Source organism: Pseudomonadota bacterium (genome assembly GCA_018817425.1).
In the GTDB taxonomy this organism is placed as follows: Bacteria; Desulfobacterota; Desulfobacteria; order Desulfobacterales; family RPRI01; genus RPRI01.
This window is the reverse complement of sequence record JAHITX010000020.1, coordinates 33,401-57,357: the sequence shown is the minus strand read 5'-3', so window position 1 is coordinate 57,357 and position 23,957 is coordinate 33,401. Positions and strand designations below refer to the sequence as shown.

Annotated in this window: 26 protein-coding genes; 25 read left to right on the top strand and 1 reads right to left on the bottom strand. The window is 39.1% G+C overall.

What is annotated here, in order from left to right:
* Window positions 1-3: 3 nt before the first annotated feature.
* The 14 genes from KKC46_04630 (at window position 4) to KKC46_04565 (ending at window position 11,655) form a co-directional block, all read left to right on the top strand.
* Window positions 4-1,449 (top strand): type I restriction-modification system subunit M, encoded by a 1,446-nt coding sequence (locus KKC46_04630; protein MBU1053102.1) that lies wholly within the window; start codon window positions 4-6, stop codon window positions 1,447-1,449.
* Window positions 1,446-2,786 carry a DUF1016 family protein gene (locus KKC46_04625; protein MBU1053101.1) on the top strand — a complete coding sequence of 447 codons (1,341 nt, stop codon included), beginning with the start codon at window positions 1,446-1,448 and terminating at the stop codon, window positions 2,784-2,786. The genes KKC46_04630 and KKC46_04625 overlap by 4 nt, the downstream gene beginning before the upstream one ends.
* On the top strand, window positions 2,783-4,366 hold the full coding sequence (locus KKC46_04620) for a restriction endonuclease subunit S (protein ID MBU1053100.1): 1,584 nt from the start codon (window positions 2,783-2,785) through the stop codon (window positions 4,364-4,366). Before KKC46_04625 ends, KKC46_04620 begins: the two co-directional genes overlap by 4 nt.
* Before the next feature lie 78 nt (window positions 4,367-4,444).
* Window positions 4,445-5,104 (top strand): DNA repair protein RadC, encoded by a 660-nt coding sequence (gene radC, locus KKC46_04615; GenBank protein ID MBU1053099.1) that lies wholly within the window; start codon window positions 4,445-4,447, stop codon window positions 5,102-5,104.
* 134 nt (window positions 5,105-5,238) lie between these two features.
* Window positions 5,239-5,931, top strand: a complete 693-nt coding sequence (locus KKC46_04610) for a Fic family protein (GenBank protein MBU1053098.1) — start codon at window positions 5,239-5,241, stop codon at window positions 5,929-5,931.
* 280 nt (window positions 5,932-6,211) lie between these two features.
* Window positions 6,212-6,619 carry a hypothetical protein gene (locus KKC46_04605; protein ID MBU1053097.1) on the top strand — a complete coding sequence of 136 codons (408 nt, stop codon included), beginning with the start codon at window positions 6,212-6,214 and terminating at the stop codon, window positions 6,617-6,619.
* A 146-nt stretch (window positions 6,620-6,765) separates the two neighbouring features.
* Window positions 6,766-7,833 carry a DUF1016 family protein gene (locus KKC46_04600; GenBank protein ID MBU1053096.1) on the top strand — a complete coding sequence of 356 codons (1,068 nt, stop codon included), beginning with the start codon at window positions 6,766-6,768 and terminating at the stop codon, window positions 7,831-7,833.
* On the top strand, window positions 7,833-8,162 hold the full coding sequence (locus KKC46_04595) for a hypothetical protein (protein MBU1053095.1): 330 nt from the start codon (window positions 7,833-7,835) through the stop codon (window positions 8,160-8,162). Before KKC46_04600 ends, KKC46_04595 begins: the two co-directional genes overlap by 1 nt.
* A 164-nt stretch (window positions 8,163-8,326) precedes the next feature.
* Window positions 8,327-8,494, top strand: a complete 168-nt coding sequence (locus KKC46_04590; GenBank protein ID MBU1053094.1) for a hypothetical protein — start codon at window positions 8,327-8,329, stop codon at window positions 8,492-8,494.
* A 200-nt stretch (window positions 8,495-8,694) separates the two neighbouring features.
* On the top strand, window positions 8,695-8,985 hold the full coding sequence (locus KKC46_04585) for a nucleotidyltransferase domain-containing protein (protein ID MBU1053093.1): 291 nt from the start codon (window positions 8,695-8,697) through the stop codon (window positions 8,983-8,985).
* Window positions 8,978-9,355: a DUF86 domain-containing protein gene (locus KKC46_04580; protein ID MBU1053092.1), complete on the top strand. Its 378-nt coding sequence runs from the start codon at window positions 8,978-8,980 to the stop codon at window positions 9,353-9,355. The genes KKC46_04585 and KKC46_04580 overlap by 8 nt, the downstream gene beginning before the upstream one ends.
* A gap of 167 nt (window positions 9,356-9,522) precedes the next feature.
* Window positions 9,523-10,305, top strand: a complete 783-nt coding sequence (locus tag KKC46_04575; GenBank protein ID MBU1053091.1) for a hypothetical protein — start codon at window positions 9,523-9,525, stop codon at window positions 10,303-10,305.
* Between the two features lie 106 nt (window positions 10,306-10,411).
* Window positions 10,412-10,783, top strand: a complete 372-nt coding sequence (locus KKC46_04570; protein ID MBU1053090.1) for a VOC family protein — start codon at window positions 10,412-10,414, stop codon at window positions 10,781-10,783.
* Window positions 10,784-11,073: 290 nt separating this feature from the next.
* The gene (locus KKC46_04565) at window positions 11,074-11,655 is read left to right on the top strand and encodes a flavodoxin family protein (GenBank protein ID MBU1053089.1); all 582 of its coding nucleotides are present in this window, start codon (window positions 11,074-11,076) and stop codon (window positions 11,653-11,655) included.
* A gap of 390 nt (window positions 11,656-12,045) precedes the next feature.
* Here KKC46_04565 and KKC46_04560 read toward each other — a convergent pair whose 3' ends face one another.
* Complete coding sequence (locus KKC46_04560; GenBank protein ID MBU1053088.1) at window positions 12,046-12,372, bottom strand: AAA family ATPase; 327 nt, start codon at window positions 12,370-12,372, stop codon at window positions 12,046-12,048.
* Between the two features lie 429 nt (window positions 12,373-12,801).
* Here KKC46_04560 and KKC46_04555 point away from each other — a divergent pair, with 429 nt between their 5' ends.
* The 11 genes from KKC46_04555 to KKC46_04505 all read left to right on the top strand — a co-directional run bounded on the left by KKC46_04555 (window position 12,802) and on the right by KKC46_04505 (window position 23,944).
* Window positions 12,802-13,341, top strand: a complete 540-nt coding sequence (locus tag KKC46_04555; GenBank protein ID MBU1053087.1) for a lytic transglycosylase domain-containing protein — start codon at window positions 12,802-12,804, stop codon at window positions 13,339-13,341.
* A gap of 480 nt (window positions 13,342-13,821) precedes the next feature.
* Window positions 13,822-14,682, top strand: a complete 861-nt coding sequence (locus KKC46_04550; protein MBU1053086.1) for a hypothetical protein — start codon at window positions 13,822-13,824, stop codon at window positions 14,680-14,682.
* A gap of 13 nt (window positions 14,683-14,695) precedes the next feature.
* Window positions 14,696-16,876 carry a type II secretion system secretin GspD gene (gene gspD, locus KKC46_04545; GenBank protein ID MBU1053085.1) on the top strand — a complete coding sequence of 727 codons (2,181 nt, stop codon included), beginning with the start codon at window positions 14,696-14,698 and terminating at the stop codon, window positions 16,874-16,876.
* Between the two features lie 79 nt (window positions 16,877-16,955).
* A complete protein-coding gene (gene gspE, locus KKC46_04540) occupies window positions 16,956-18,515 on the top strand; it encodes a type II secretion system ATPase GspE (GenBank protein MBU1053084.1) in 1,560 nt (519 codons plus the stop codon).
* A complete protein-coding gene (locus KKC46_04535) occupies window positions 18,502-19,677 on the top strand; it encodes a type II secretion system F family protein (GenBank protein MBU1053083.1) in 1,176 nt (391 codons plus the stop codon). The genes gspE and KKC46_04535 overlap by 14 nt, the downstream gene beginning before the upstream one ends.
* 24 nt (window positions 19,678-19,701) lie before the next feature.
* A complete protein-coding gene (gspG, locus tag KKC46_04530) occupies window positions 19,702-20,142 on the top strand; it encodes a type II secretion system major pseudopilin GspG (GenBank protein ID MBU1053082.1) in 441 nt (146 codons plus the stop codon).
* A 126-nt stretch (window positions 20,143-20,268) separates the two neighbouring features.
* The gene (locus KKC46_04525) at window positions 20,269-20,730 is read left to right on the top strand and encodes a prepilin-type N-terminal cleavage/methylation domain-containing protein (protein ID MBU1053081.1); all 462 of its coding nucleotides are present in this window, start codon (window positions 20,269-20,271) and stop codon (window positions 20,728-20,730) included.
* Between the two features lie 2 nt (window positions 20,731-20,732).
* Entirely contained in the window at window positions 20,733-21,068 is a 336-nt protein-coding gene (locus KKC46_04520) for a type II secretion system GspH family protein (GenBank protein MBU1053080.1), read from the top strand.
* 19 nt (window positions 21,069-21,087) lie between these two features.
* Window positions 21,088-21,726, top strand: coding sequence for a prepilin-type N-terminal cleavage/methylation domain-containing protein (locus tag KKC46_04515; protein ID MBU1053079.1), 639 nt, complete (start codon window positions 21,088-21,090; stop codon window positions 21,724-21,726).
* Entirely contained in the window at window positions 21,726-22,637 is a 912-nt protein-coding gene (gene gspK / locus KKC46_04510; protein ID MBU1053078.1) for a type II secretion system minor pseudopilin GspK, read from the top strand. The genes KKC46_04515 and gspK overlap by 1 nt, the downstream gene beginning before the upstream one ends.
* Window positions 22,638-22,831: 194 nt before the next feature.
* Window positions 22,832-23,944 (top strand): hypothetical protein, encoded by a 1,113-nt coding sequence (locus KKC46_04505; protein MBU1053077.1) that lies wholly within the window; start codon window positions 22,832-22,834, stop codon window positions 23,942-23,944.
* The last annotated feature ends 13 nt before the right edge of the window (window positions 23,945-23,957 follow it).

Here is a 23,957-nt window from a genome sequence, read left to right as displayed (position 1 = left end):
AAATTGTCTGATGTTGTCAATAAACTATGGGGCTTTTGCCATACTCTGCGTCACGATGGAATTGATTACGGTGATTATATAGAGCAACTAACCTATTTGCTGTTTTTGAAAATGGCAAATGAAAAGGGTATTGACCTTTCCAAAATGGAATTTGAAGAAAATAAAAAGATGGTCAAAATGGATTGTTCATGGGAGCCCTTTACTGAGAAATCTGGAACAGACCTGCTTGATACATTCACGCAAATCATGCGTGCCTTAAGCCGTCAGTCCGGCCTTTTGGGTGATATTTTTATACAGGCTATGCCCCGATTTACCAATCCGGTCAATCTGAAAAAAGTTATCAATATGATTGATGAAGAGGACTGGTCGTCAATGGAGGTTGATATCAAGGGCGCGGCCTTTGAAGGACTTCTGGAAAAGTCGGCAGCAGAAGGCAAAAAGGGTGCAGGACAATACTTTACTCCCCGTGTGCTTATTAGCTCAATTGTTAATGTGATGCAGCCCGATCCCCGGGTGGCGAAAGAATACAAAATTTGTGACCCCGCCTGCGGCACTTCCGGCTTTTTGATGATGGCGTATGAATGGTTGATGAAAGTTACCAAAGGCGCGTTGGATAGAAAAGATGTGCTCCGCATTAAAAAACAGACTTATTACGGCCAGGAACTGGTGCCACGTCCCCGCAGGCTTGCGCTGATGAACCTATTTCTGCATGGCCTTGAGCCGCAGATTTACCTTGGCGATAGTATTTATGAACCGGAACGTGGAGAACGCTATGATTGTATCCTGACCAATCCCCCTTTTGGCACCAAAGGTGCGAATCAGGCGCCGGTGCGGGATGATTTTACGGTTGCCACCAGCAATAAGCAGCTCAACTTTATTCAGCATGTGTTTACGATACTAAAACCCGGTGGACGGGCGGCAATGGTGTTGCCGGATAATGTGCTTTTTTCCGATGAGGCAGGTGATGTATTCAAGTACCTGATGGAAGACTGTAATGTACATACTTTATTGCGGCTGCCAAATGGAACCTTCACGCCATACAGTCAGGGCGTAAAAGCAAATGTGATATTCTTTCAGAAAGGTCTTAAAACCGAGAATACCTGGATATATGACTGTCGCACCAATATTCCGGGAGTGACAAAAAAAGACCGTCCACTAACTGCGGCAATGTTTGCAGAGTTTGAAAAATGTTATGAAAAAGACCCCAATGGGCAGGTTAAGCGCAAAGACCTTGGAGAAGAAGGCAGATTTAGAAACTTTTCCATATCATATATTAAAGAGCGCGATTACAACCTCGATATCACCTGGCTGAAAGATAACAATCTGGAAGACCCAAATTCACTTCCCGAACCGCAGATACTGGCAAGTGATGCTATCACGGAACTCAATGCCTGTGTGGACGAGTTGCAGGAAATACTTACTCTGATTGAATCGGAGGAAGTGGAATGAGCAGTAAAAAAAGCAAACAGTCAGCAGTGGGCAGTCAGCAGTTAGGAGAGAGTAAGGAACTGCAGGCTGCTGAATATTCACTGGCAACTATTCAAATTGCCGGCACTAATCTCTTTGACAGAGTTGTGTCCATTCTTGAACAGGCAAAGTCTAATGTTGTTAAAGCGGTAAACAGTAACATGGTAATCGCTTACTGGCTAATCGGACAGGAAATTGTACAAGAGATTCAACACGGGGAGCAGCGGGCTGAGTATGGAAAACAAATCATCGAAAACCTGTCCAGGGAGCTAACTGAAAAATACGGCAGAGGTTTTTCTACAACTAATCTATGGTATTTCAGACAATTTTATACCTTATATGCCGATCGTAATCCCCGGATTCTCCACAAAGCCTGTGGAGAATTCCCGAGTTCTGAAAAACTCCACAAGGCTTGTGGAGAATCTGAAATTGGTCACAAGCCTTGTGACGTTTTTGAAGATATGAGCCTTGCAATTAAAAATCCTTCTGAAATAACAGGATTTTCGCCTCTTTTAAGTTGGTCGCATTACCGCACACTGACTAAGGTAGAGCATAAAAACGAACGGTTGTTTTACGAAATTGAAGCTGAGAAAGAAGGTTGGAGCGTACCTGATCTGCAAAGACAAATACATACTTTTCTTTTCGCCAGATTGCTGAAAAGTCAGGATAAAGCCGGAGTAATGGAGTTGGTTCGTGAGGGTCATATTATTGAAACAGCTTCCGATATAATTAAGAATCCATACATTCTGGATTTTTTGGGCTTGCCTGAATCACACAAACTGCACGAGTCTAAGCTGGAACAGGCCATCATAGAGAACATCCAATCTTTTCTGCTTGAGCTGGGCAAAGGCTTTGCTTTTGTCGCCCGGCAAAAACGAATCTCTACGGAAACCAAAGAATTTTATATTGATCTTGTTTTTTACAATTACCATCTGAAATGCTTCGTATTAATTGACCTTAAAACCGGAGAGCTGACTCATCAGGATGTGGGTCAGATGGATATGTATGTGCGTATGTTCGATGACCTGCAACGGGGAGAAGGTGATAACCCTACGGTGGGACTGATTTTATGCACCGATAAAGATAAAACCATTGTAAAGTATTCTGTATTAAGCGAAAATAAACAGCTCTTTGCAGCTAAGTATATGCTCTATCTGCCCAGCGAAAAGGAACTGGTGAGAGAGCTGGAAGAGAGTCGGCAGCGGGCAGTTGATAGTGGGCAGGGATCAGTTGGCAGGGGGCAGTCGGCAGGGGGCAGCGAGAAAATAGATACTGCGGACAGTGAACTGCAAACTGATGATGAGGAGGAAGTGGAATGAGCGGGGAATTAGTGGGCAGTAGGCAGTGGGCAGTGGGCAGTGAAAAACTGGATACTGCGGACTGTGGATTGCGCACTGACAAGCGTGAGACGCTTCCGAAGGGGTGGATAGAAATTGCTATAAGTGCGATATGTGAGCATATTAGAGGAGTCTCATATAATAAAAACGATATGCGTTTTGAAATGAATGAGAATTATGTGCCCTTATTAAGAGCAAATAATATTAATGGTTCAATAAACCATAATGAGTTACAATATGTACCTAAAGCCATTGTTAATAAAAAGCAATTCCTCCAAAAAGGTGATGTTGTAATAGCAATGTCAAGCGGTAGTAAAAAAGTCGTTGGTAAAACAGCTCCAATTTTAGAAAAATGGGAAGGTACCTTTGGAGCATTTTGTGGTGTATTAAGACCGGTTTCCTCTCTTAATATTGAAATATTTCCTTATTTTTTTCAAACCCATTATTATAGAAATAAAATTTCTGAATTGGCTACCGGAACAAATATCAATAACATAAAGACCACTCATTTTAACGACATCGATATCCCTCTTCCACCCATCAACGAACAAAAACGCATTGTCGCCAAGTTGGACAAAATCATGCCCCGTATTGATTCGGTAAAAGCGCGGCTGGATAAGGTTCCGGCGATAATCAAACGCTTCCGCCAGTCGGTGCTCACTGCCGCGGTTAGCGGGAAACTGACCGAGAAGTGGCGGGAGGAGAATACCGATGTTGAAAGTGCGGAGATATTGTTGGAGAGGATAAAAGATTTTAGAGTCTCCAATGCAGAAAACAAACGGGAATTGAATGCTGTTGAAAAGAATTATCAAGAAGGCGAAATTCGATTACAAAACAAAGGAAGTGACTATGAATTTCCTGAAACTTGGAGATATTGTGAAATAAACAATATTGGCAATGTATATAATGGTAGCACACCATCTCGTAAAGTTAAAAATTATTGGGCCGGCAATATCCATTGGGTTAGCTCTGGTGAGGTAGCTAATTCAAGGATAACAGATACACGTGAAAAAATAACAAAATCAGGGTTTGATAATTCTTCTGTTAAATTGCTACCTAAAGGCACCGTGCTTCTTGCTATGATTGGCGAAGGGAAAACAAGAGGACAATCGGCAATTCTTGATATTGAAAGTACTTGCAATCAAAATGTTGCTGCCATTGTGATAAATCATGGGTTGGTTTTACCTGAATACCTCTTTAACTGGTTATTCATGCAATATGAACGGAATAGAAGCGTTGGCAGTGGTTCAGGCCCCAAAGCACTTAACTGCCAGCGTGTAAAAGAGCTTGATTTTGTACTCCCGCCCCTCAAAGAACAAAAAGAAATCGTCCGTCAGGTGGACAAACTCTTTGCCCTTGCCGATAAACTGGAAAAGCATAACCAAAAAGCCAAAGCACGAGTGGACAAGCTCTCTCAATCTGTCCTTGCCAAAGCCTTCCGTGGCGAACTGGTTCCGCAAGATCCCAACGACGAACCCGCAGAAAAACTGTTGGAACGGATAAAAAAAGAAGTAGATAGTCGGCAGTCAGCAGTCGGCAGAAAAAAGAGGTTGCAACGATGAATACTATTCCATCAACTGCCCACTGCGCACTGCTCACTGCAAACTACCCACTGCCCACTGCTTACTGAGAACTGAACCATGAAAAAAATAAAAGATCTTCCCCAAAACGAACGCCCCCGCGAAAAGCTCCTTGAAAAAGGAGCCGGGTTTCTTTCTGACCAGGAACTGCTTGCAATTATCCTTGGCAAAGGCACCCAAAAAGATGATGTACTTTCGCTATCGAAAAAGATCGTAAAAATCATTGATGAAAAAGGTCTGGAGTTTCAGGCAAAAGATATCATTGAAATTGACGGCATTGGTGAAGCCAAAGCAACTGCCATTTCTGCGGCATTCGAATTTGTCCGCAGACGAATAAAACCGGAAGGATTGAAAATAAAATTTCCCGCAGACATTCTTCCGCTCATCCGGCATTACGGAGACAGGAAACAGGAGCATTTTATTTGTGTTTCTATAAACGGTGCAAATGAAGTTATGAATGTAAGGGTTGTAAGTATCGGTCTTGTAAATAAAACACATGTTCATCCCAGAGAAGTATTTGCTGATGTGATAGCAGAACGGGCTTCCGCTGTTATAGTGGCACATAATCACCCGAATGGAGAATTAATGCCAAGTTCTGAAGATATACAGATTACAAAGAGACTGAAAGATGCCGCTACTATTTTAGGTTTGAACCTTTTAGACCATATTATCTTTAATACAAAAGGATATTATTCTTTCGCAGAAACAAATGGAATATAAAAAACTAAGGTATATATTGGGAATGCCCTTTACATTTAAAGTCATTGCATATCAACGAGACATACTCCTTAGGGAAGTCAGAACGCCAATGCTTTTATGCAAAATGAAATATTTGATATTCAGGAGCTGGGCTTATGAGTTTTGATCCGGAAAAACCTTATAATGATCTTCCTTATTTGCCGCCAAAGGCGGAGATTGAAACCAAAGCTGTGTTAACAAAGCTGGTTGCCGCCAGCCAATTCCTTGCGGAGCTGAGAGGATATGCCGAACTTCTGCCCGACAAAGCCATTATTCATTATCAGTTTGAATCAATTCATCCTTTTTATGACGGGAACGGAAGAACCGGACGAATTATAAATGTTCTCTATCTGGTGATGAAAGGATTGCTTTCAGAACCTCTTTTGTATTTAAGCCGTTATATTATTCAGCATAAAGCCGATTATTATAGGTTGCTCAGAAAGGTAACTACTGAAAATAGTTGGGAAGAGTGGATATGCTTTATGCTTACGGCTGTCGAAAAAACAGCCTGTTTCACTTTGGGGTTAAGTAAAGAGATTGTGACGCCCATGGAAAATGTCCGTAAATCTATACAAAACAAACTGCCAAAAGTATATTCCCATGAACTTGTGGAAATACTTTTTACCAATGTATATACGAGAATAGACCATTTGGTGGGAAAGAATATTGCCTCCCGCAATGTAGCCGGAAGATATCTTAACCAACTTGAATCAATTAATATTTTAAAAAAAGAAAAGGTCGGACGGGATGTTTTTTATATAAATACCGCACTGTATGATTTGTTTAAGACCTTTTCTGATATGCACTGATATTGGTAGAATCAGTGCATATTAGAAAAATGTGCACTAGTGCAGTGCATATTTAAGATTCTCTCAAAATAACATGTCCATGTTGTGGATATGACAATAAAACGTGTCCAAATTATTTAATTTTATGTACACGTTATTTGTATATAATGTCGGGAGAGCGGAACGCTCTTAACTTGTTAACTTGAAACTATGGATTTTTACCAATACTTCATTGATCCAACGCAAACATATTCGGAAGTATTGGCTTTACTTATCAGTATTAATCGTGGGTGATATTATAATGGAAGACAATCGAAAAAAATCTATACCAAATTTATTCCAAGTAGATCTGATAAAAAACAGATACCACATCTTTGATTTAAGCAAAGCTAAGGCAAAGAATTACTACCCAAAAGAGTTGTTGAAATTAATACCGAAACTGTCAAGTTTCAATCGAAACTTTGAAATTGTAGTAGGCAATATTTATAGTACGAGAGCATTTTTTGCAATATCTGAACCAATTGATAATGAAGTTAAATATGAAAGTGGTTACCTTGATTTAAAAATAATTATGAAAGAAAATAATGTTTTTATAGGGGAGGTGGTTACATCCTTGCCTCCGGTATTCATTTTGCAAAAAGGCTCAAAAATAAAATTTAAAAAAGATAACATATTATATAAACCAGATTACAATTCAATTAAGAAGTAATAACGCCGATGATTTTATGTAATGTGAAATATTTGACTTTCAGGAGCCGTGCTTATGAGTTTTAATCCGGAAAAACCTTATAACGATCTTCCTCTTTTGCCGCCAAAGGCGGAGTTGGTAAAGCTATTGGGAGAAACAAACTGATTATGGCAAAGAAAGATTCTTTACCCGTAAATTATTCCAAAACTCTGGACGAAATCAAAACCAGGGTGCGAACGGCCCAATATGAAGCACTCAAGGTCGTCAATAGGGAACTTATCACCCTTTATTGGGATATTGGCCGTATCATTATTCATCGCCAACAGGAGATAAGCTGGGGAAAGTCCGTAGTGGAGCGTCTGGCTTTCGACCTACAAAAGGAATTTCCCGGTATGAACGGCTTTTCCCGGCGAAATATTTTCTACATGCGGGAATTCTATCTGGCATACCGCGATTTACCAAAAGTGCAACCATTGGTTGCACAAATCGGATGGTCACATAATCTTGTTATTTTTCAACGCTGTAAAGATCCTTTGGAACGTGAATACTATATTCGCATGGTCAGTAAATTCGGCTGGACCAAGAGTGTCCTGGCTCTTCGCATCCAGGACCAGACTTATGAAAAGACTCTGTTAGGCCAGACCAATTTCGATAAAAACCTACCCGAACCCATAAGAAACCAGGCCAAGCTGGCGGTTCGCGATGAATACACCTTTGACTTTATGGAGCTTGGAGAAGAACACAGCGAGAGGGAGCTTGAACGCGCCATTATTGCCCGTGTCGAACACTTTCTGCGCGAAATGGGCGGCATGTTTGCCTTCATGGGCAGTCAGTACAGGCTGGAGATTGATGGTGAAGAGTTTTTTATCGATCTTCTATTATATCACCGCACCCTTAAATGTCTCGTGGCCATAGAACTCAAAATCAGCGAATTCAAACCTGAACATGTTGGCAAGATGCAGTTTTATCTGGCAGCCCTGGATGACCGCGTCCGAATGCCAGATGAAAACCCCTCCATTGGTATGATTCTCTGCCGAGAAAAAAAACGCACTATTGTGGAATACGCTCTTAAAGAAAGCAACAAACCCATCGGTGTGGCCGCCTATCGCATCGTAAAACGCCTTCCGGCCGATCTGAAAGGCAAACTGCCTGAACCGAAACAGATCGAGAAGCTGTTGGAAGCTGTTGAGTTGCCAGAAGGATATGAGCGTAGAAGTACTGAGGATGGGGTGTGATGAGGGAGGGTACAATAAAATTACCTGAGGGTTGGGAGAAGGAACGGGCTAAAATCTCAATCGAACGCTATGGTTTAAATAGCATCGTACAGTTACGAGAAGGACGACAAAAAGTGTGGAAAAAATGTAGAAGTATTATTGATGAACTTGTTTTGTTACACTCAAGGAACCAAAAAACACCCACCGCAGACAGTCGTGCAAGAATAAAAGAAAAAACCATACAGCTGCGGTCCAAGCTTAAGGCTGATGAACCTTTCTCTGCAGTTGCAAGAGAGTGCCTTATTGCCAGCGGATACCCCTGTGCACAAAGTTTGGCATCAGCAGGCTGATAAAAATTTACTTGCGAATTGAGCTTCGTAATGGAAGGGGGTTATATTGAGGATGTCCTTTACATTTTAACTTATTGCGCATCAACGAAACAAAAGCCTTGGGGAATTAATAACACGAATGATTTTATGCAATATGAAATATTTGACTTTCAGGAGCCGAACTCATGAGTTTTAATCCAGAAAAACCTTATAACGACCTTCCTCTTCTACCACCACAAGCTGAGATTGAAACCAAAGCAACTCTCAAGAAGGCAATTTCTGTCGGCAGGTCATTGGCGGAATTAAAAGGACTTGGAGAAACCATCCCCAACCAAAACGACATGTCGATGTAAGCGACATGAAGGCAAAACGTGTCGATTAATTAAGGTTATATCGACATGTTATTGATTTTTTTATGATATTGCTTGTACCTGAAGAAGGCTTCTGGTATAAAATATAAACAAATTATATCATAAAGTTAAATTTATAATTGTTTATCAGGCAGAGCAAAGTATTTCAACTATATGGAGTTGGAATGCTACAGGGGAAACTGATGCATAAAAAGGAAATTATCGAAATTTTACGCAACTACAAAAAAGAATTTGCCAAGCAATACGGCATTCAGGGGATCGGTGTTTTTGGCTCTGTTTCGCGCGATGAAGCCGGTGAAGACAGCGATGTGGATGTAGTAGTTCGCATTTCAAAGCCAGATCTTTTCTTACTCGCCGGTATTAAAAGTGACCTTGAGGAAAGGCTTAACCGGTCGGTGGACATCATAACTTACAGAGAAAATATGAATCAATTCTTAAAGTCAAAGATTGATAAGGATGCTTTATATGTATGACAAGGAACTTACTAAAGAAGTTTTGAGCCAGATAGAAAAAGCTGCCGAAAAAATCATTTTCCGCTTTCAGCCTATTCACAAGGTGTCAGACTTCACGGATAGTCTCACAGGAGTTGATAAATTGGATGCTATCTGTATGATGATGATTGTCATAGGTGAATCTTTGAAGAATCTGGATAAAATCACAGGCGGAGTTCTCCTGCCTCAACATCCCGAAGTTGACTGGAAAAAAGCAAAAGGAATGAGAGATATTCTCACTCATCACTATGCCGATGTAAATGCCGAAGCAGTCTATTACACCTGTAAGGAAAAAATACCAAGACTACACGAAACAATCCGGAAAATGATAAAAAAACTGGAAACAGAATAAAGCAAATAGAAGCCAATAGGGTATAGAGGCCGACAAGGTCGGATCTTAACTATTTGCTATCAGAACAAGAATAGATGCGTGTGAATTCTAAATCGTTTTTCTCTTTGCTATTACGCTAATTATTTGATGTTTCTTCTCATTACTGTATATAAAAATAGGATTTCAATATGAACCCAAGAGTAAAAATAGATACAACCAGAACCCCGGACGGAGGCGAGATGGTGCTTTATCAGCATGGTCCGGATTTCTCTATCCATATCAATGGACATGATTTGATGCACAGCCGCCAAAATGAGTCGGAACTGGAGCTGGCGCGACTGGGTTGTGCGCATCTGGTTGGTCAAAAGGCTCCCAGAATACTAATCGGCGGCCTGGGTATGGGCTATACTTTGCGCCAGGCTCTTGATATGCTTAGTCCCAACGCCAATGTATTGGTGGGTGAATTGTTGGGCGCTGTAGTAGAATGGAATCGTGAGTATTTCGGAAAACTAAACGACCATCCGCTGAAGGACGAACGGGTTACTATTGAGACAGGAGATATTGTTGAGCTTATCTCAAGTTCTAAAAGCAGATTCGATGCGATTCTGATAGATATAGATAATGGCCCCAGTGCAATAACTGATTCGCGTAATCGCCGTTTATACAGCAATGAAGGAATCATGGCCTGCCGTCATGCTTTGAGCGAACAGGGGTGCTTGTCTGTGTGGTCGGCCGAGCCGAATAAGAAATTCGAGCGGCTCTTGATGTGGTGCGGATTTCATGTGAGCCGTTTCAGGGTTCCGGCCTATAAAGGAAGTAAAGCACAGTCGCGTTTTGTATGGGTTGCTTCGGAGGACAAGAAGCTTCTGCCCCCTGGTGGTGGAGAACCGCGCCTGCCAAACAAGAAAGATTCGAAGAATGATCGAGCTAACAGAGGAGCCAACAAAGGAGCTAAAAGGCCAAGATCTTAACTATTTATTGTTTGGTATAAAATGGCAGGTTGTAATTTTGTCTTTACCTACCGCAATAATACCCGATCTTTAATAGTATTTAATTAACCGGATTGAGGAATTAAAAATGAAATTCAAATTAGCACATACAAATATTAATGTTCTTGATCTTGAGAAAAGTCTGGCTTTTTATCAGGAAGCTCTCGGGTTACGCCAAGTGCGCACTTACGATCAGCCTGACGGCAAATTTAAGCTCGTGTATATTTCTGATGAAGCAAACAACTACCAGATTGAACTTACATGGTTAAGCGATCGGGAAGAAGCATACAACCATGGTGACAATGATCTGCATCTCGCATTTGTTGCCGATGATTATAAAGCTGCTTACGACAAACATAAAACAATGGGCTGTATCTGTTATGAAAACCAAGAAATGGGAATATATTTCATTGAAGATCCGGATGGATATTGGCTTGAAATAATTCCTGTTAAAAAGTAAGCGGTTATTAATATATCTGTAAATAAAGCCTGATTGCCGAAATTGAAAATTATCTTTTATATATATAAATAGTAGGGCGGCATTTCATATGCCGCCATGTGTAGGCTTTTTAAACATAAACCTGAGAGCCAGTTTCAAAACGTCCCATTTTGGCCGATCTCTGCGTTGGGATAAAATTTTAATCCTCGAAATACTACATGTATTCCTGCGGTTAAAATTTTAACCCGCCTTGACCTTGACCAAACTGAAACGTTTTGAAAGTGGCTCGTCAATCAAAAATGGAGGTTAAAATGAAGGTTGTTGCATTTAACGGCAGTCCCAGAAAAAACGGTAATACATCAATATTGATAAAAACAGTATTCGAGGAGCTGGAAAAAGAAGGAATCGAAACAGAGGTAGTCAATCTGGCCGGAAAGGATATCAAAGGATGCATAGCTTGTTACAAGTGTTTTGAACAGAAAGAGAATGAGTACAAATGTTTGTCAATAGATGATTTCATTAACGAATGCATTGAAAAGATGATCAAAGCTGATGGAATAATATTGGGTTCTCCTACCTATTTTAGCAATGTTACAACAGAAATGAAGGCGTTTATTGACAGAGCTGGACTGGTAGCATATGCAAATCCCGGATTGTTAAGGCATAAAGTTGGTGCTAGTGTTAGCGTAGGCACTGTAAGTGGAACGACCCAGGCATTAATGATGATGGATTCTTTCTTCTTATGCCTTGAAATGTTTATTGTGGGAGCAAACTATTTCAACATGGCCCTGGGTAATGATAAAGGAGATGTTGAGAAAGATGAGCGGGGTCTCGGAACCATGAAAGTGCTTGGCCGGAATATGGCTTTTTTGCTGAAAAAATTAAACGGATAGAATAAGCAACTTGCCAAGGGAGTAAATAAAGAAAGATCGCTGAACTGGGATACTGTTGAAAAGTACTTCTTACTGTTCGGATTAAGCTCTTTGTTTACGGAACTGAAAAGGAAATACATTTCATGATAAGCGATAAAGAAAAACAGGAATTGCCGGATATAGCAAAATCCGATTACACGACACCAATAATAAAAATCATATAGGGTAAAAATAATCGAACGAGAAGATGTCAGTAACCTATGGATTATGTCCCTCTTCTTTCCCGGTAAATGGATTACTGTTGTTCTGATGTTTGTATCAACCATGCTATAAACAAATTTATTCCCAATCTGTTCGGCAACTGAGAGCAAGATTCTATTGAGTAGTCTGGCGTCGATTTCTCCGCCATATTTATGGAAAATCATCCCGATATGTGGCCAGAAGGTCATGCTGGATTTTGATACATGCCTGCATGTCTTTGCTATCCAGCCAGATCTGGACTGCCTCAGGCATTCCGCCTATAAGGCGATACTGTTGATAAAGATCCATGCACCTGGCATGCAGAGTTTGAGGCACTGCCTTTTCCGGATTCAATTCGATCAATTTAAGGCCGTTTCTATCTGCGAAATCCCGTACAAGCCAGGTCTTACCAACCCTACGCGCACCTCTAATGACCATTGGTTTACGATTGGGGCCTTTGAGCCATTCATCAAGTTTTCTTGAGGCAAATCGAATCATGATCGGTATTGAACGGGTAACTTTATATGAATATAAATGGGGTGCTAAGCAATTAAGATAATAGCAATAATATCAGTTATATGTTGCCAGTATAATCTTAGTTATGGTAAATCGGAACATTGTTTTGATAAACGCTATATGCAATATCATTAGAGGTGGCATAATAATTGAATATGAGTTTATAGGGATCTGATTATACCCTTTAATACAAACAGGTAATTTATGAATATTTTTTCAATATCTAAAGAGTTTTTAATACCGATACACAAAACAAACGATTTGTCTGAGATTGCCGGCAAAGTTGGATCTGGTGGTGAACCGGATACCAGCAACTTTCAACTTTTATTCAATGAGATTGTTTCAGCGGCAAATCATGAGCAAATTCAAGATATAACATCTCCAGTGGCAGTGAAACTCATTCAAAACTTGATGGACTTAGAGCTTCTCGATATGATGGACGAGGAAATAGAGGATAAACCCAGTTCCATTTCCATTAGGGAACCTCAAACGGTTATAAACGATCCTGGCCTTTTGGAAGCGTCAAAAACTCAACGCACAATAAATGAAAATGATATTTTATCATCAAAAAACAATTTTGATACTGTTATAGAAAAAGCTGCAGAAATTCACGATATAGATCCGGAACTCATCAAAAGCGTGATTCAGGTTGAAAGCAATTTCCAACCGGAAAGCACCTCATCGGCTGGTGCCATGGGACTTATGCAGCTCATGCCCGGGACAGCGAAAGAGCTTGCAGTTAAAAATGCATATGATCCTGTCGAAAATATCATGGGCGGGACAAAATACCTGAAGGGGCTTTTAAACCGATATGGCGGAAATATTTCTCTTGCACTTGCTGCATACAATTGGGGAGCTGGTAATATTGGAAAGAATCCCAACAAAATGCCTCAGGAAACGAAGAATTATATAATCAGAGTTACACAGCTTTACAGGGAAAGAAAAGCTTAAAACAGTTAGCATAATTATCTGGATAAACCCATATCGTTTGGCCTATTAATCTCTTACAGAGTCCAATCTTGTTAAATATCATCAGGCATGGCCGCATCGGAATTGAACAATTAATTTCCCAAGAATATAAATTTAAAATTGAATAAATTATATAATAATAACAGCCTGTTGAATTATTAAGGAATCTTTTAACGCATTGCGTGCAAAATTGCTGTTATCCTTATTTATATCAGTAACTTGTGCATATAAGTTATCTCATAAATATATAAGCTGATAATGAGGGCTGATATAGCTTGTAACCTATTAATATAGTATAATATATTAATAGGTTGATAACCATATGATATGAATAGGGAAAAGAAAAGATCGGTGCTAACTTCGTAAATTAATTAAGATAAAAAAAGATTATCATTGACTTATTGAGATAACATGATAAAGTTATACAGAATTTTTAAGTTTGCCTGCCCTGGGGGTCAAAATATGCTTTATCGAAAAGCAAATGTCTTGAGTGTTATTAATGTAATTGTTTTAATTGTGCTTATCGCTTTTGTGTTGGTTTGCTTAAGGACTTTAATTGCAAGAGTTTATAATGCTAAAGATATTAAAACTCCGGCTCTTTTTCAGACTGCAAATTTTAAACATATAAAAAAAGGTCTGATGGAATATGAATCCATTCTAATTTACAATCCTTTTGGTTTCAAAGCAGGTGCCTTAAAACCCTTAAGCGGTTCGTCCGGCAAGCCACATTCTATTTCAGATATTAAACTTATAGGGACTATTTCAGGTGATGAAATGTTCAGTTTTGCCGTATTTGCAGGCAGTGACGGCAAACAGGAAATATTTAAGTCAGGTGAATTCATACTGGGAAACGGCTTGTTAAAACAAGTGGAGAAAGACAAGGCTTTTGTAGAAAAAGAAGATGTGATCTATGAAATTCCCATAGTGGAATCTATAGCTGCTGTGAATCAGAAAACCGCGTCCTTTAGTAATAACTTACCTTCTTATGTAAATAAACTTGATAAAGGAGAGTATGCTATTGATCAGAAACTGGTTGAAAGTGCTTTGGAAAATCCGGGTCGTTTCCTTTCTAATATCAGGTTAATTCCAAATATGAAAAATAACCAGCAGGAAGGATTTCTTTTAAGAGATATAAAAAAAGGTGAAATACAAGATAATCTTGGATTAAGAAATGAAGATATTATTTTAAGGGTAAACAATTTTGATATTACAAACCCGGAAAATGCTCTTAAGGCTTTTACTGCCTTAAAGGGTACGAACAGGGTACGGCTTGATATCATAAGATCCGGTAAAAGAACTACAATGACCTATCAAATCAGGTAAGGATAAGGCGAGCATGATCGGCAAAAAAATTAATTGGATGTTTTTATTGGCTGTATCTTTTATACTCATTATGGGTATTTTTCCGAATGGTTTTGCAGCATCAAAGGATACGGAGAAGATAAGCTTTAATTTTGTGGATATCGACCTTCCTGTAGTAGTAAAGTTTGTAAGTGAAATTACCGGAAAAAATTTTATTTTTGATGAGGATGTCAGGGGCAAGGTTACAATTATTGCTCCATCAAAAATCAGCATAAATGATGCATTTGGCCTTTTTACATCAGTGCTTGCATTAAAAGGCTATACAGTTATTCCAACCATAGCCGGTATGTATAAGATTATCCCTACTGCGAATGCAAGGCATAGCGGAATGGAAGTAACAAACGACGGCCTTCCGACTAATGAAAATTATATAGCCAGACTTATTACGATCAAATATGTTTCTTCTGCAGAAACGCTTAAATTTATTGCTCCCATGGTATCAAAAAATGGTTATGCATCAGTATTCGGGCCTGGCAATATGCTGCTTGTCATAGATTCGGGAATAAATGTAAGAAAGATAGTATCCATTATAGAATCAATAGACCAGCCGAGTGTGGGAGAGATGCCGGAAATTTTATATCTTAAATATGCCGGTGCCGAAGTAGTTGCCAAGACAATAAATGATAATATCAGCAATCGTGGGATACTAAATGGAATATCGTCTAATGCATTGCCCGGCAGTGCAGGAAAGGCTGTTGCAGACCAAAGATTAAACGCAGTGATGCTGTTCGGGGATAAAGCAATGAAAGAATTAATGCGCTCCTTTATTTCCCTTCTTGATGTGCGTTCTCCCGATGCACAAGGTATGATCAATGTTTATTTTATGGAGAATGCAGATGCAGTTGAACTTGCAAAAGTATTGCAAGATCTTATTAAAGCGGGACAGGCAAAGCAGGCAGCAGCTTCCATGTCGGTGTTTGAAACTGCCGGGGGCATATCCATCACGGCTGACAAAGCGTCAAACGCTTTGGTAGTAGTTGCTACACCTACTGATTACCAGAATTTGTTACGAATCATAAAGCAACTTGATAAGAGAAGAAAGCAGGTTTTTGTGGAAGCCATGATTGCCGAGGTTTCTATTGGGAAATTGCTTGAACTTGGCTCAAAATGGCGCGCTGCTGTTACAAGGGATGGAGAGCCTATCTTCGTGGGAGGAGTCGGAGAAGTTGATACCTCAACAATCAGTTCCATTCTCTCCGGCATGACGGGCCTTTCAATGGGCGGAATATCCAATTACTACACAGTCCCGGAGAGTTTAGTGTCCGGAGCAACTTCCGATGTTAAAGTTCCGGGAATTACTGCATTGTTTAGCATGAGTGAATTTAAAGATGCTGTAAATATTCTCTCAACACCGCAGATTCTTACTTCAGATAATATGGAGGCTGAAATCCTGGTTGGTGAAAATATACCTTTGATCTCATCGAGAGAAAGGGATATTAGTACCACCGCAACCGTTCTTACTTCCATAGAACGTAAAGATGTTGGTGTGCTTTTGAAGATTACACCTCAGATAAACGAGGGTGAATATGTAAAACTGGATATATATCAGGAAATTTCGGCAGCGAAGGCAGATTCTGAAAATATTATAACATCAGTTGGTCCTACAATGACAAAAAGATCAACAAGAACATCCGTATCGGTAAAAGATAAGCAAACGGTTGTGATTGGTGGATTAATGGAGGAAAAAGATGAAGAATTAATTACAAAAGTTCCCTTTTTGGGAGATATTCCCGGGTTGGGCTGGTTGTTTAAATTCAGGAGCACAAGCAGGACAAAGACAAATCTGTTAATATTTTTAACTCCTTATATTATTAAAGAATCTTCTGATCTTTCCACGCTTACTCAAAATAAATTTAATGATTATATGCATAATGGAATACAGTATGTCGCCGATGAATTGATGGTTCAATTTAAAGAGGGTATTCCTGAAGAAGTAATCCGTACAATATTATCGGAACAAAAGGTATCAAATATTGAAACCACCAGCAGCGGAGTTTATCATATTAAATTTGACAAGAATGTAGATCTTAAGAAAGCGATAAATAAATTTTCTTTAATTCCGGAAGTGCAAAATGTTGAGCCTGTTTCGAGGATTAAGATTCACGAATCAGGAGAGAAAAACAGTAATCAGGAATCTGGGACAGCGGAACAGTAATAAGGTGTAAAGCTGAGATATATAAAAGAAAGTTTATAAGTTTATAAGCAAAAACAGACAATAGAATATATTAAAGATAATGATCTGGACATTAATCGATGAAAAAATAGCTGCTCCGGCAGCAGGAACCACGATAAAACATATCAAAGATAATGATGTGGATATTACTCTGTTAAGGCAGGTTCCCTACTTCTACTCAAAAAACAATCTTATTATGCCGCTTAGGATAAATGACGGTTTTCTGGTTGCTGCGGTCTACGGTAATAATGGCCTTTTGGCTGCTGTTGAACTTGCGGGAAAATACGGACTTAAAGCACATCCTTTAAGAGCTGAGCAAGGCATTATTACTGAGGCTATCAGTAAATTTTATGGCCAGATCAGTAATGCCGAAGAAGTGATGGACAATATGGATGCAGAGGATCTGTCTTCTGTGGCCACTGAGTTTGAGAAGCCGCGGGATATCCTTGAGCTTACGGAAGATGCCCCTATCATAAGGCTTCTTAATGCCCTTTTCCAGCAGGCATTCAAAGAAAGAGCAAGCGACATTCATATAGAGCCTTACGAAAAAGATCTTGAAGTCAGAATGCGAATTGACGGGATACTGCACAAAATTTTGCGTCCTCCTAAAATTATCCAGGAAGCCCTTATAAGCAGGGTAAAAATTATGGCAAATCTTGATATTGCTGAAAAAAGACTTCCGCAGGATGGCCGGATAAGGCTTCTTATCGGAGGCCAGGATATCGATCTTAGAGTATCAATTATTCCTACATCATTTGGCGAAAGAGCAGTATTAAGGCTGCTCGACAGGAAACAGGGGCTTATCGGTCTTTATGAAGTAGGGTTTGATAAAAATGATGAGGTAAGATTTGAGAAGCTGCTTGAAAATACAAGCGGTATCATCCTTGTAACCGGACCGACAGGAAGCGGCAAAACAACAACCCTTTATGCTGCTTTAAACAGAATCCATGCTGAAGGAAGAAACATTATCACAGTAGAAGATCCTGTGGAGTATCAATTAAAGGGTATAGGGCAGATGCAGGTTAATCCAAAAATAGGCCTTACATTTGCATCCGGATTAAGATCAATATTAAGGCAGGACCCTGATATTATAATGGTCGGTGAAATACGTGATTTTGAAACTGCTGAAATCGCCATCCAGGCCTCTCTTACGGGGCATCTTGTTTTAAGCACTCTTCATACCAATGATGCTGTAGCAGCACTTGCAAGGCTTGCCGATATGGGAATGGAGCCTTTCCTTGTTGCTTCTTCACTTGTTGCTGTTGTTGCCCAGCGGCTTGTCAGAACTATTTGCCCTCATTGCAAAGAAGTATATCAGCCACCATCTTCGGAAACAGCGTATTTCCCTTTACCTGTTAAACAATTATACAAAGGTAAAGGATGCAGTGAATGCAGACAAAGCGGCTATCTTGGAAGAACGGGGATTTATGAAATTCTTTCCATAGATAATAAACTTAGACAAATGATTGCGGCGCGTGTTGATGCGCAGACTATCAAAGATTATGCCGTTTCCAAAGGAATGAGAACTCTTTATTCGGAAGGCGTTGATAAGGTTATGGAAGGCATTACTACATTGCAGGAAATCTTGAGAGTTACGCAGAAAGACTATGCCGATATTTAAATATAAAGGGTATAATTCCAAAGGAGCTGAAAAAACAGGTACTATAGAAGCACAGGGGCGTTTTGATGCCATTTCTGCCTTAAAGGCAAAGCTGATCTTTCCCACAGATGTTCTGGAAGTAACCAAAAAGCCGATAAGAAGTATATTTCAGAAAAAAGACGATACTTTTCTTCCGGATCTTACAAGAAATCTTTCGATGCTTCTTGCTTCAGGAGTACAGTTAATGGATGCTCTGCAATCACTTTCTGATGAATATACCGGATATTACGGGGATTTGTTGGTTCAAATAAAAGAAAGAGTATCTTCCGGCATGAGTCTGCATAAAGCACTGGAGGTTTATGGGGATTTTTTTCCGGAGTATTATATTAATATGGTTCAGGCCGGCGAGACAAGCGGCTCTTTAGATATGGTGCTTGTAAAGATTGCCGATTTTCTTGAAACACAGGCTTTCATTAAAGCAAAAGTAAGATCGGCAACTGCATACCCTCTTTTAATGGCCGGCGTAAGCTTATTGATTCTCTTCTTTCTGTTTTCTTTTGTAATGCCGAAGATTGTAAGAATATTTTCAGAAACAGGCGGTTCTCTGCCTTTTCTTACAGCAGCAATTATTGCGGTGACCAATATTGTTTCCAAATACTGGTGGGCATTCATTGCGATATTTTTTTCTACAGCCTGGTTGTTAAGAAAGTTATTTAAAAAATACAGAACAAAAATTGATGGCATTATTTTAAAACTGCCCGGTAATATTATTCAGAGCCTGTATTATGCTAGATTTGCAAGGACAATGGGTGCTCTTCTTGAAGGGGGTATTCCATTACTTAAAGCGCTCAAACTTTCTGCAAAATCTATTGGCAACAGAAAACTGGAGCTTAATGTTCTCGATTCCGTAGAAAAGGTAGCAGCCGGACAGCAGATGTCTTCTTCTCTCTCCGGATTTCCGCCGCTTTTATTAAGGCTTATATCTACCGGTGAAAAAAGTGGCAATCTTGCTCAGACAATAAACAGAGCGGCTTTGGCTTATGAACAGCAATTTTCCAGAAAAATTGAAAAGGCCTTATCTCTTTTTGAGCCTGCAATGGTACTTTCAATGGGAGTTGTGGTTTGTATTATTGTTCTTGCGGTTTTACTTCCAATTTTTCAGATGAATCAATTGGTAAAATAAGGCTTAGAATTATTGGGGAGAGAAATGCAAAAAAAATATATTTCGATAAATGGTTTTACTTTAATTGAACTTGTTGTTGTGGTTTTTATTCTAAGCCTTTTAGCGGCGATAGTAGCTCCAAAGATCATCGGAAGAACTGATGATGCCCGCATTACGGAAGCAAAAGTACAAATTAAAAATTTTGAGACTGCCTTAAAACTTTTTAAAATTGATAATGGCTTTTATCCGGATACTCAACAGGGACTTGATGCTCTTTTAATAAAGCCTGAGACAGGTCGAATACCTAATAACTACAGAACGGGTGGGTACCTGGAACAGAAAAAGATACCGCTTGATCCGTGGAGCAATTCATACATGTACATATCTCCAGGCATAAACGGAGATTTTGATATCATGAGTTTCGGAGCTGATGACAAAGAGGGCGGAGAAGGCAAGGATGCGGATATTAAAAATTGGGAAATGTAAGCCTAAGGAGCCACTTTCAAAACGTTTCAGTTTGGTCAAGCTCAAGGCGGGGGAAAATTTCAACCGCAGGAATACATTAAGTATTTCGAGGATTGAAATTTGAGCCCAACGCAGAGATCGGCCAAAATGGGGCGTTTTGAAACTGGCTATAGCGGTTTTACTCTTATAGAATTGATGGTTGTGGTTTTTATCATTTCCGTAATGCTCATGGTATCTTTCCCATATATTGGCTTCCGTGAAAGCGGCAAGTTAAAATCCGAAGCAGCGGTTTTAGCATCGGTTCTGCGTTATCTGAATGATAGTGCAGTGACTATGAAAGAGACATATGCCGTTAAATTTGATCTGGGCCAAAAAACAATCAGATATAAAGGCCCTGAAGGTGAAAAAACAGAGAAAATTAATGAGCTTTCAAGTGTTTTGTTGCAAACCAGAGGTATAATATCTGAGGGAGAAGTAATTGTGTTTTATACTCCATTGGGTGCTTCAGAAAGTTTTATGATTAATTTAAAAAGTGATGATTATACTATTTCTGTCAGTTCAAATTCTCTAAGTGGCAGAATAACTATAATAACACAGCATAGGGTTTGATGATGCACAAAGGGTTCACTTTCCTTGAAATCATGATAAGCCTCGCAATTATAGGAGGACTTCTTTTTACCCTGATTTCTTCCCTTAATTACCATCTCGGTGTAGCTGAGAAGCAGATAGTCTTAACTACTATCGATAGGTTAGCACATGAGAAGATCTATGAAATGGAGAAGAATCCTTCCGAAGATCGCGGAAATTTTCCTAAACCTTTTTCCGACATTCAATATGAAACCAGGGTGTCGGATTCAACATTTCCGGGTATGCTGGAAATCGGAGTAACTGTAATAAGTGGGAAAGAAAAACTTATACTATCTGAAATAATAACCGGAAAAAGATAGTTATAGAGAAAGGGGTAAGGTGAAAGAATCAAGGATTAATGGATTTACATTATTAGAAATCCTGATATCGATAGCCATATTGTCTGTGGTGCTCACAGCTCTTTATAATACCTTTTTTCTTTCTCACAAAGCGCTTGCAGCCGTTGATGGAACCTTGCTTAAACTTCAGGAATCCCGTGCTTTCGTTGATATATTAAAAAGAGAGATAGAATCCGTAATTTATTCTCGTGATAACAGCTACACTGTGTTCAGGATGGATGACAGAGATTATTATGGCCACCAGGCCTCCCGGCTTACCATGAGCTCATTATCTCCTTTAACAAACGGTATGGCTAAAATAAACTATACCACGGAAGAGAGAGATGGCAGATTGATCATAACAAAAGAAATAAAATCGGCTTTTTTACAACCGGATTTATATCAAAAAACACAAAGCAATAAAATTGATATGATAGAAGATGTTCAATCTTTTACCGTAGAGTGCAAATATGGGAATCGCTGGGTAAAAACATGGGACAGCGCATTGACAAAAAATGTTCCGAACGAGATAAGGATTTTAGTTACGTTTTATATTTCAAATAAAGAAACACGGGATAATACCGGCAGACTTTATGTGATTTCCGATATAGCAAAACCCAGAATAGGGAAGAACTTATAATGGCTTCTAATAAGGGGATGGCTCTTATACTGACGCTGATGATCCTTGCGATAATGACAACAATGGTTGTTGAATTTGTGCATGAAGTATATTCAACCAATGCAATTTTAAATAACTGGAGAATCAGCCGCCAACTTTCGTTGACTGCCAAATCAGGAATTACTATTGTTAAAAAAATAATTAAAGATAATCAGTCACGTTATGCATATACATATCCGGGTAAATATGAGGTTCCTTTGGGAAACATATTTGGTGAAAACGCCGATGGGTCCGGCGGCAAGGTTTTTGTGAATGTTGAGGATGAGAACGCAAAATTTAATGTAAACAGTATTGTCTGGCCTAATGGAACTACTAATGAATCTTCAATAGATTCATTTAAAAGGCTTTTGAAAAATATAAAGCTTGATGAGCAAGTTGCATACAGGGTTGCTGACTGGATAGATCCTGACAGCGAATCAAGGATGGGAAGATCCGAGCAGGGTGCTAAAAATGCTTATCTGGACAGCATTGATGAGCTAAAACTTATAAATGGAATGGATTCTAAAACGTACGAAGTATTAAAGCCTTTTATTACTGTATATGGTGCTGAAGGTGTTACATCTAATATTATAAATATCAATAGCGCATCATTGCCGGTAATTATGGCCCTTAATGCTGAAATTACAAAAGATCTTGCAGAAAGAATTATAAAGTACAGAGGTCTTGAGCCTCTGGAAACTCCAAGTGATCTGGTTAAAATAGCAGGTTTTGAAGGTTCTTTGGGGCAGTCACTTCTCGGTATGCTTATAGTAAAAGCCGTAAATTTTAAAATAACATCTTTGGCAGAGGATAATAAGATAAAGAGAATCATAGAATGTGTTGTGGAAAATAAAGGCGATAAATTATTAACCAAATACTGGTGTGAAAGGTGAAAATAGCCAAATCGTGAATAACGCTATAATCATGAGCCAGTTTCAAAACGCCCCATTTTGGCCGATCTCTGCGTTGGGCTCAAATTTCAATCCTCGAAATACTCAATGTATTCCTGTGGTTGAAATTTTCACCCGCCTTGAGCTTGACCAAACTGAAACGTTTTGAAAGTGGCTCTCATGCAAATTGGAGCATTATGAAAAAAATCGGTTTTATTGATATTCATCCGGGCGGTTCTATTTCTACTTTTTGCATAAAACAGGATGAAAGTGAGAAATGGCAGGATAATACTCTTGTTTATATTTTTAAAGAGAATTCCGGAAAAATTGAGCTTGAAAAAACACTTGAATATTCATCCGATGAGAATTTAGAGGATATCAATGATTTTTATCTGAGTATTCCCATGGAGTTATTAAATTTCAGGATAATTAATCTTCCATATTCAGATAAGGAAAAATTGGGTAAAGCAATTCCTTTAGAACTTGGAAGCCTTATTGAAGGTGGTGACCCTGAAGATATTGTTTTTGAAACAGTTGTTCTTAAAAACACCGATTCCGGATTTGATATACTGGTAGTTTATGCCGATAAAAGCTGCATTAATGCTGTAATTGAAAAGCTTTCTCTGAAAAATATTGATCCACGCATTATAACATCAATAGATCTTGCTAATATCATTCAAATGGGTGAAGACACACTTTTTTTTGTTGAACGCCTCGCAAGTAAGGAAAATAAGGAAGAAATTGACAGAACAGGTTCAGCAGCAAATGAACTTTTTCACCCGACCATAAATTTAAGATCCGGCCCTTTAGCCTATACAAAAGATATTGCCAGAAGAAAACGTATCCTGAAAAAAACAGTGGTTTTAAGTTTTTTACTGGCATTTATTATTAATGCCAACATTGTTATCAATCTGACAATAACAAATAAAGATATTTCTTCACAGAAGAAAAGTTTAAGGAACATGTATGCAGCTTTGTTTCCAGAAGAAAAGAAAATAGTTAATGAAGTATATCAGTTAAAATCTCATATCAAAGAGATGAAAAAAAAGAGTGATGCCTTAACAGGAGTAAATCCCATCGATTTTCTTCTAAAACTTTCTCAGGAACAAATAGGAGGAGTTATTTATAATGAAATCTGGTTCGAAAAAGAATTTATTAAAATGAAGGCCGAAGCAGTTTCAATGGAAGTTGTTGACAAGGCCAGGGGGAAGTACTCAAAATACTTATCAGATGTTTTGATCACAGATATTAAACCGGCAACCGACGGAAATGTTTTCTTTACTGTTGTTGCTAAAGAAAGGCCTGAATAAAAATGGACTTAAG

What these genes read in the sequence shown, in the direction of transcription:
- KKC46_04580 (MBU1053092.1), top strand. Translation starts at nt 8,978, where the DNA reads ATGTATGACAAGGAACTTACTAAAGAAGTTTTGAGCCAGATAGAAAAA.
- KKC46_04575 (MBU1053091.1), top strand. Translation starts at nt 9,523, where the DNA reads ATGAACCCAAGAGTAAAAATAGATACAACCAGAACCCCGGACGGAGGC.
- KKC46_04595 (MBU1053095.1), top strand. Translation starts at nt 7,833, where the DNA reads ATGAGGGAGGGTACAATAAAATTACCTGAGGGTTGGGAGAAGGAACGG.
- KKC46_04535 (MBU1053083.1), top strand. Translation starts at nt 18,502, where the DNA reads ATGCCGATATTTAAATATAAAGGGTATAATTCCAAAGGAGCTGAAAAA.
- KKC46_04620 (MBU1053100.1), top strand. Translation starts at nt 2,783, where the DNA reads ATGAGCGGGGAATTAGTGGGCAGTAGGCAGTGGGCAGTGGGCAGTGAA.
- gspE (MBU1053084.1), top strand. Translation starts at nt 16,956, where the DNA reads ATGATCTGGACATTAATCGATGAAAAAATAGCTGCTCCGGCAGCAGGA.
- gspD (MBU1053085.1), top strand. Translation starts at nt 14,696, where the DNA reads ATGATCGGCAAAAAAATTAATTGGATGTTTTTATTGGCTGTATCTTTT.
- KKC46_04590 (MBU1053094.1), top strand. Translation starts at nt 8,327, where the DNA reads ATGAGTTTTAATCCAGAAAAACCTTATAACGACCTTCCTCTTCTACCA.
- gspG (MBU1053082.1), top strand. Translation starts at nt 19,702, where the DNA reads ATGCAAAAAAAATATATTTCGATAAATGGTTTTACTTTAATTGAACTT.
- KKC46_04560 (MBU1053088.1), bottom strand. Translation starts at nt 12,372, where the DNA reads ATGATTCGATTTGCCTCAAGAAAACTTGATGAATGGCTCAAAGGCCCC.
- KKC46_04610 (MBU1053098.1), top strand. Translation starts at nt 5,239, where the DNA reads ATGAGTTTTGATCCGGAAAAACCTTATAATGATCTTCCTTATTTGCCG.
- KKC46_04600 (MBU1053096.1), top strand. Translation starts at nt 6,766, where the DNA reads ATGGCAAAGAAAGATTCTTTACCCGTAAATTATTCCAAAACTCTGGAC.
- KKC46_04570 (MBU1053090.1), top strand. Translation starts at nt 10,412, where the DNA reads ATGAAATTCAAATTAGCACATACAAATATTAATGTTCTTGATCTTGAG.
- KKC46_04520 (MBU1053080.1), top strand. Translation starts at nt 20,733, where the DNA reads ATGCACAAAGGGTTCACTTTCCTTGAAATCATGATAAGCCTCGCAATT.
- KKC46_04550 (MBU1053086.1), top strand. Translation starts at nt 13,822, where the DNA reads ATGCTTTATCGAAAAGCAAATGTCTTGAGTGTTATTAATGTAATTGTT.
- KKC46_04565 (MBU1053089.1), top strand. Translation starts at nt 11,074, where the DNA reads ATGAAGGTTGTTGCATTTAACGGCAGTCCCAGAAAAAACGGTAATACA.
- KKC46_04555 (MBU1053087.1), top strand. Translation starts at nt 12,802, where the DNA reads ATGGACTTAGAGCTTCTCGATATGATGGACGAGGAAATAGAGGATAAA.
- KKC46_04505 (MBU1053077.1), top strand. Translation starts at nt 22,832, where the DNA reads ATGAAAAAAATCGGTTTTATTGATATTCATCCGGGCGGTTCTATTTCT.
- KKC46_04525 (MBU1053081.1), top strand. Translation starts at nt 20,269, where the DNA reads ATGGGGCGTTTTGAAACTGGCTATAGCGGTTTTACTCTTATAGAATTG.
- radC (MBU1053099.1), top strand. Translation starts at nt 4,445, where the DNA reads ATGAAAAAAATAAAAGATCTTCCCCAAAACGAACGCCCCCGCGAAAAG.
- gspK (MBU1053078.1), top strand. Translation starts at nt 21,726, where the DNA reads ATGGCTTCTAATAAGGGGATGGCTCTTATACTGACGCTGATGATCCTT.
- KKC46_04625 (MBU1053101.1), top strand. Translation starts at nt 1,446, where the DNA reads ATGAGCAGTAAAAAAAGCAAACAGTCAGCAGTGGGCAGTCAGCAGTTA.
- KKC46_04605 (MBU1053097.1), top strand. Translation starts at nt 6,212, where the DNA reads ATGGAAGACAATCGAAAAAAATCTATACCAAATTTATTCCAAGTAGAT.
- KKC46_04585 (MBU1053093.1), top strand. Translation starts at nt 8,695, where the DNA reads ATGCATAAAAAGGAAATTATCGAAATTTTACGCAACTACAAAAAAGAA.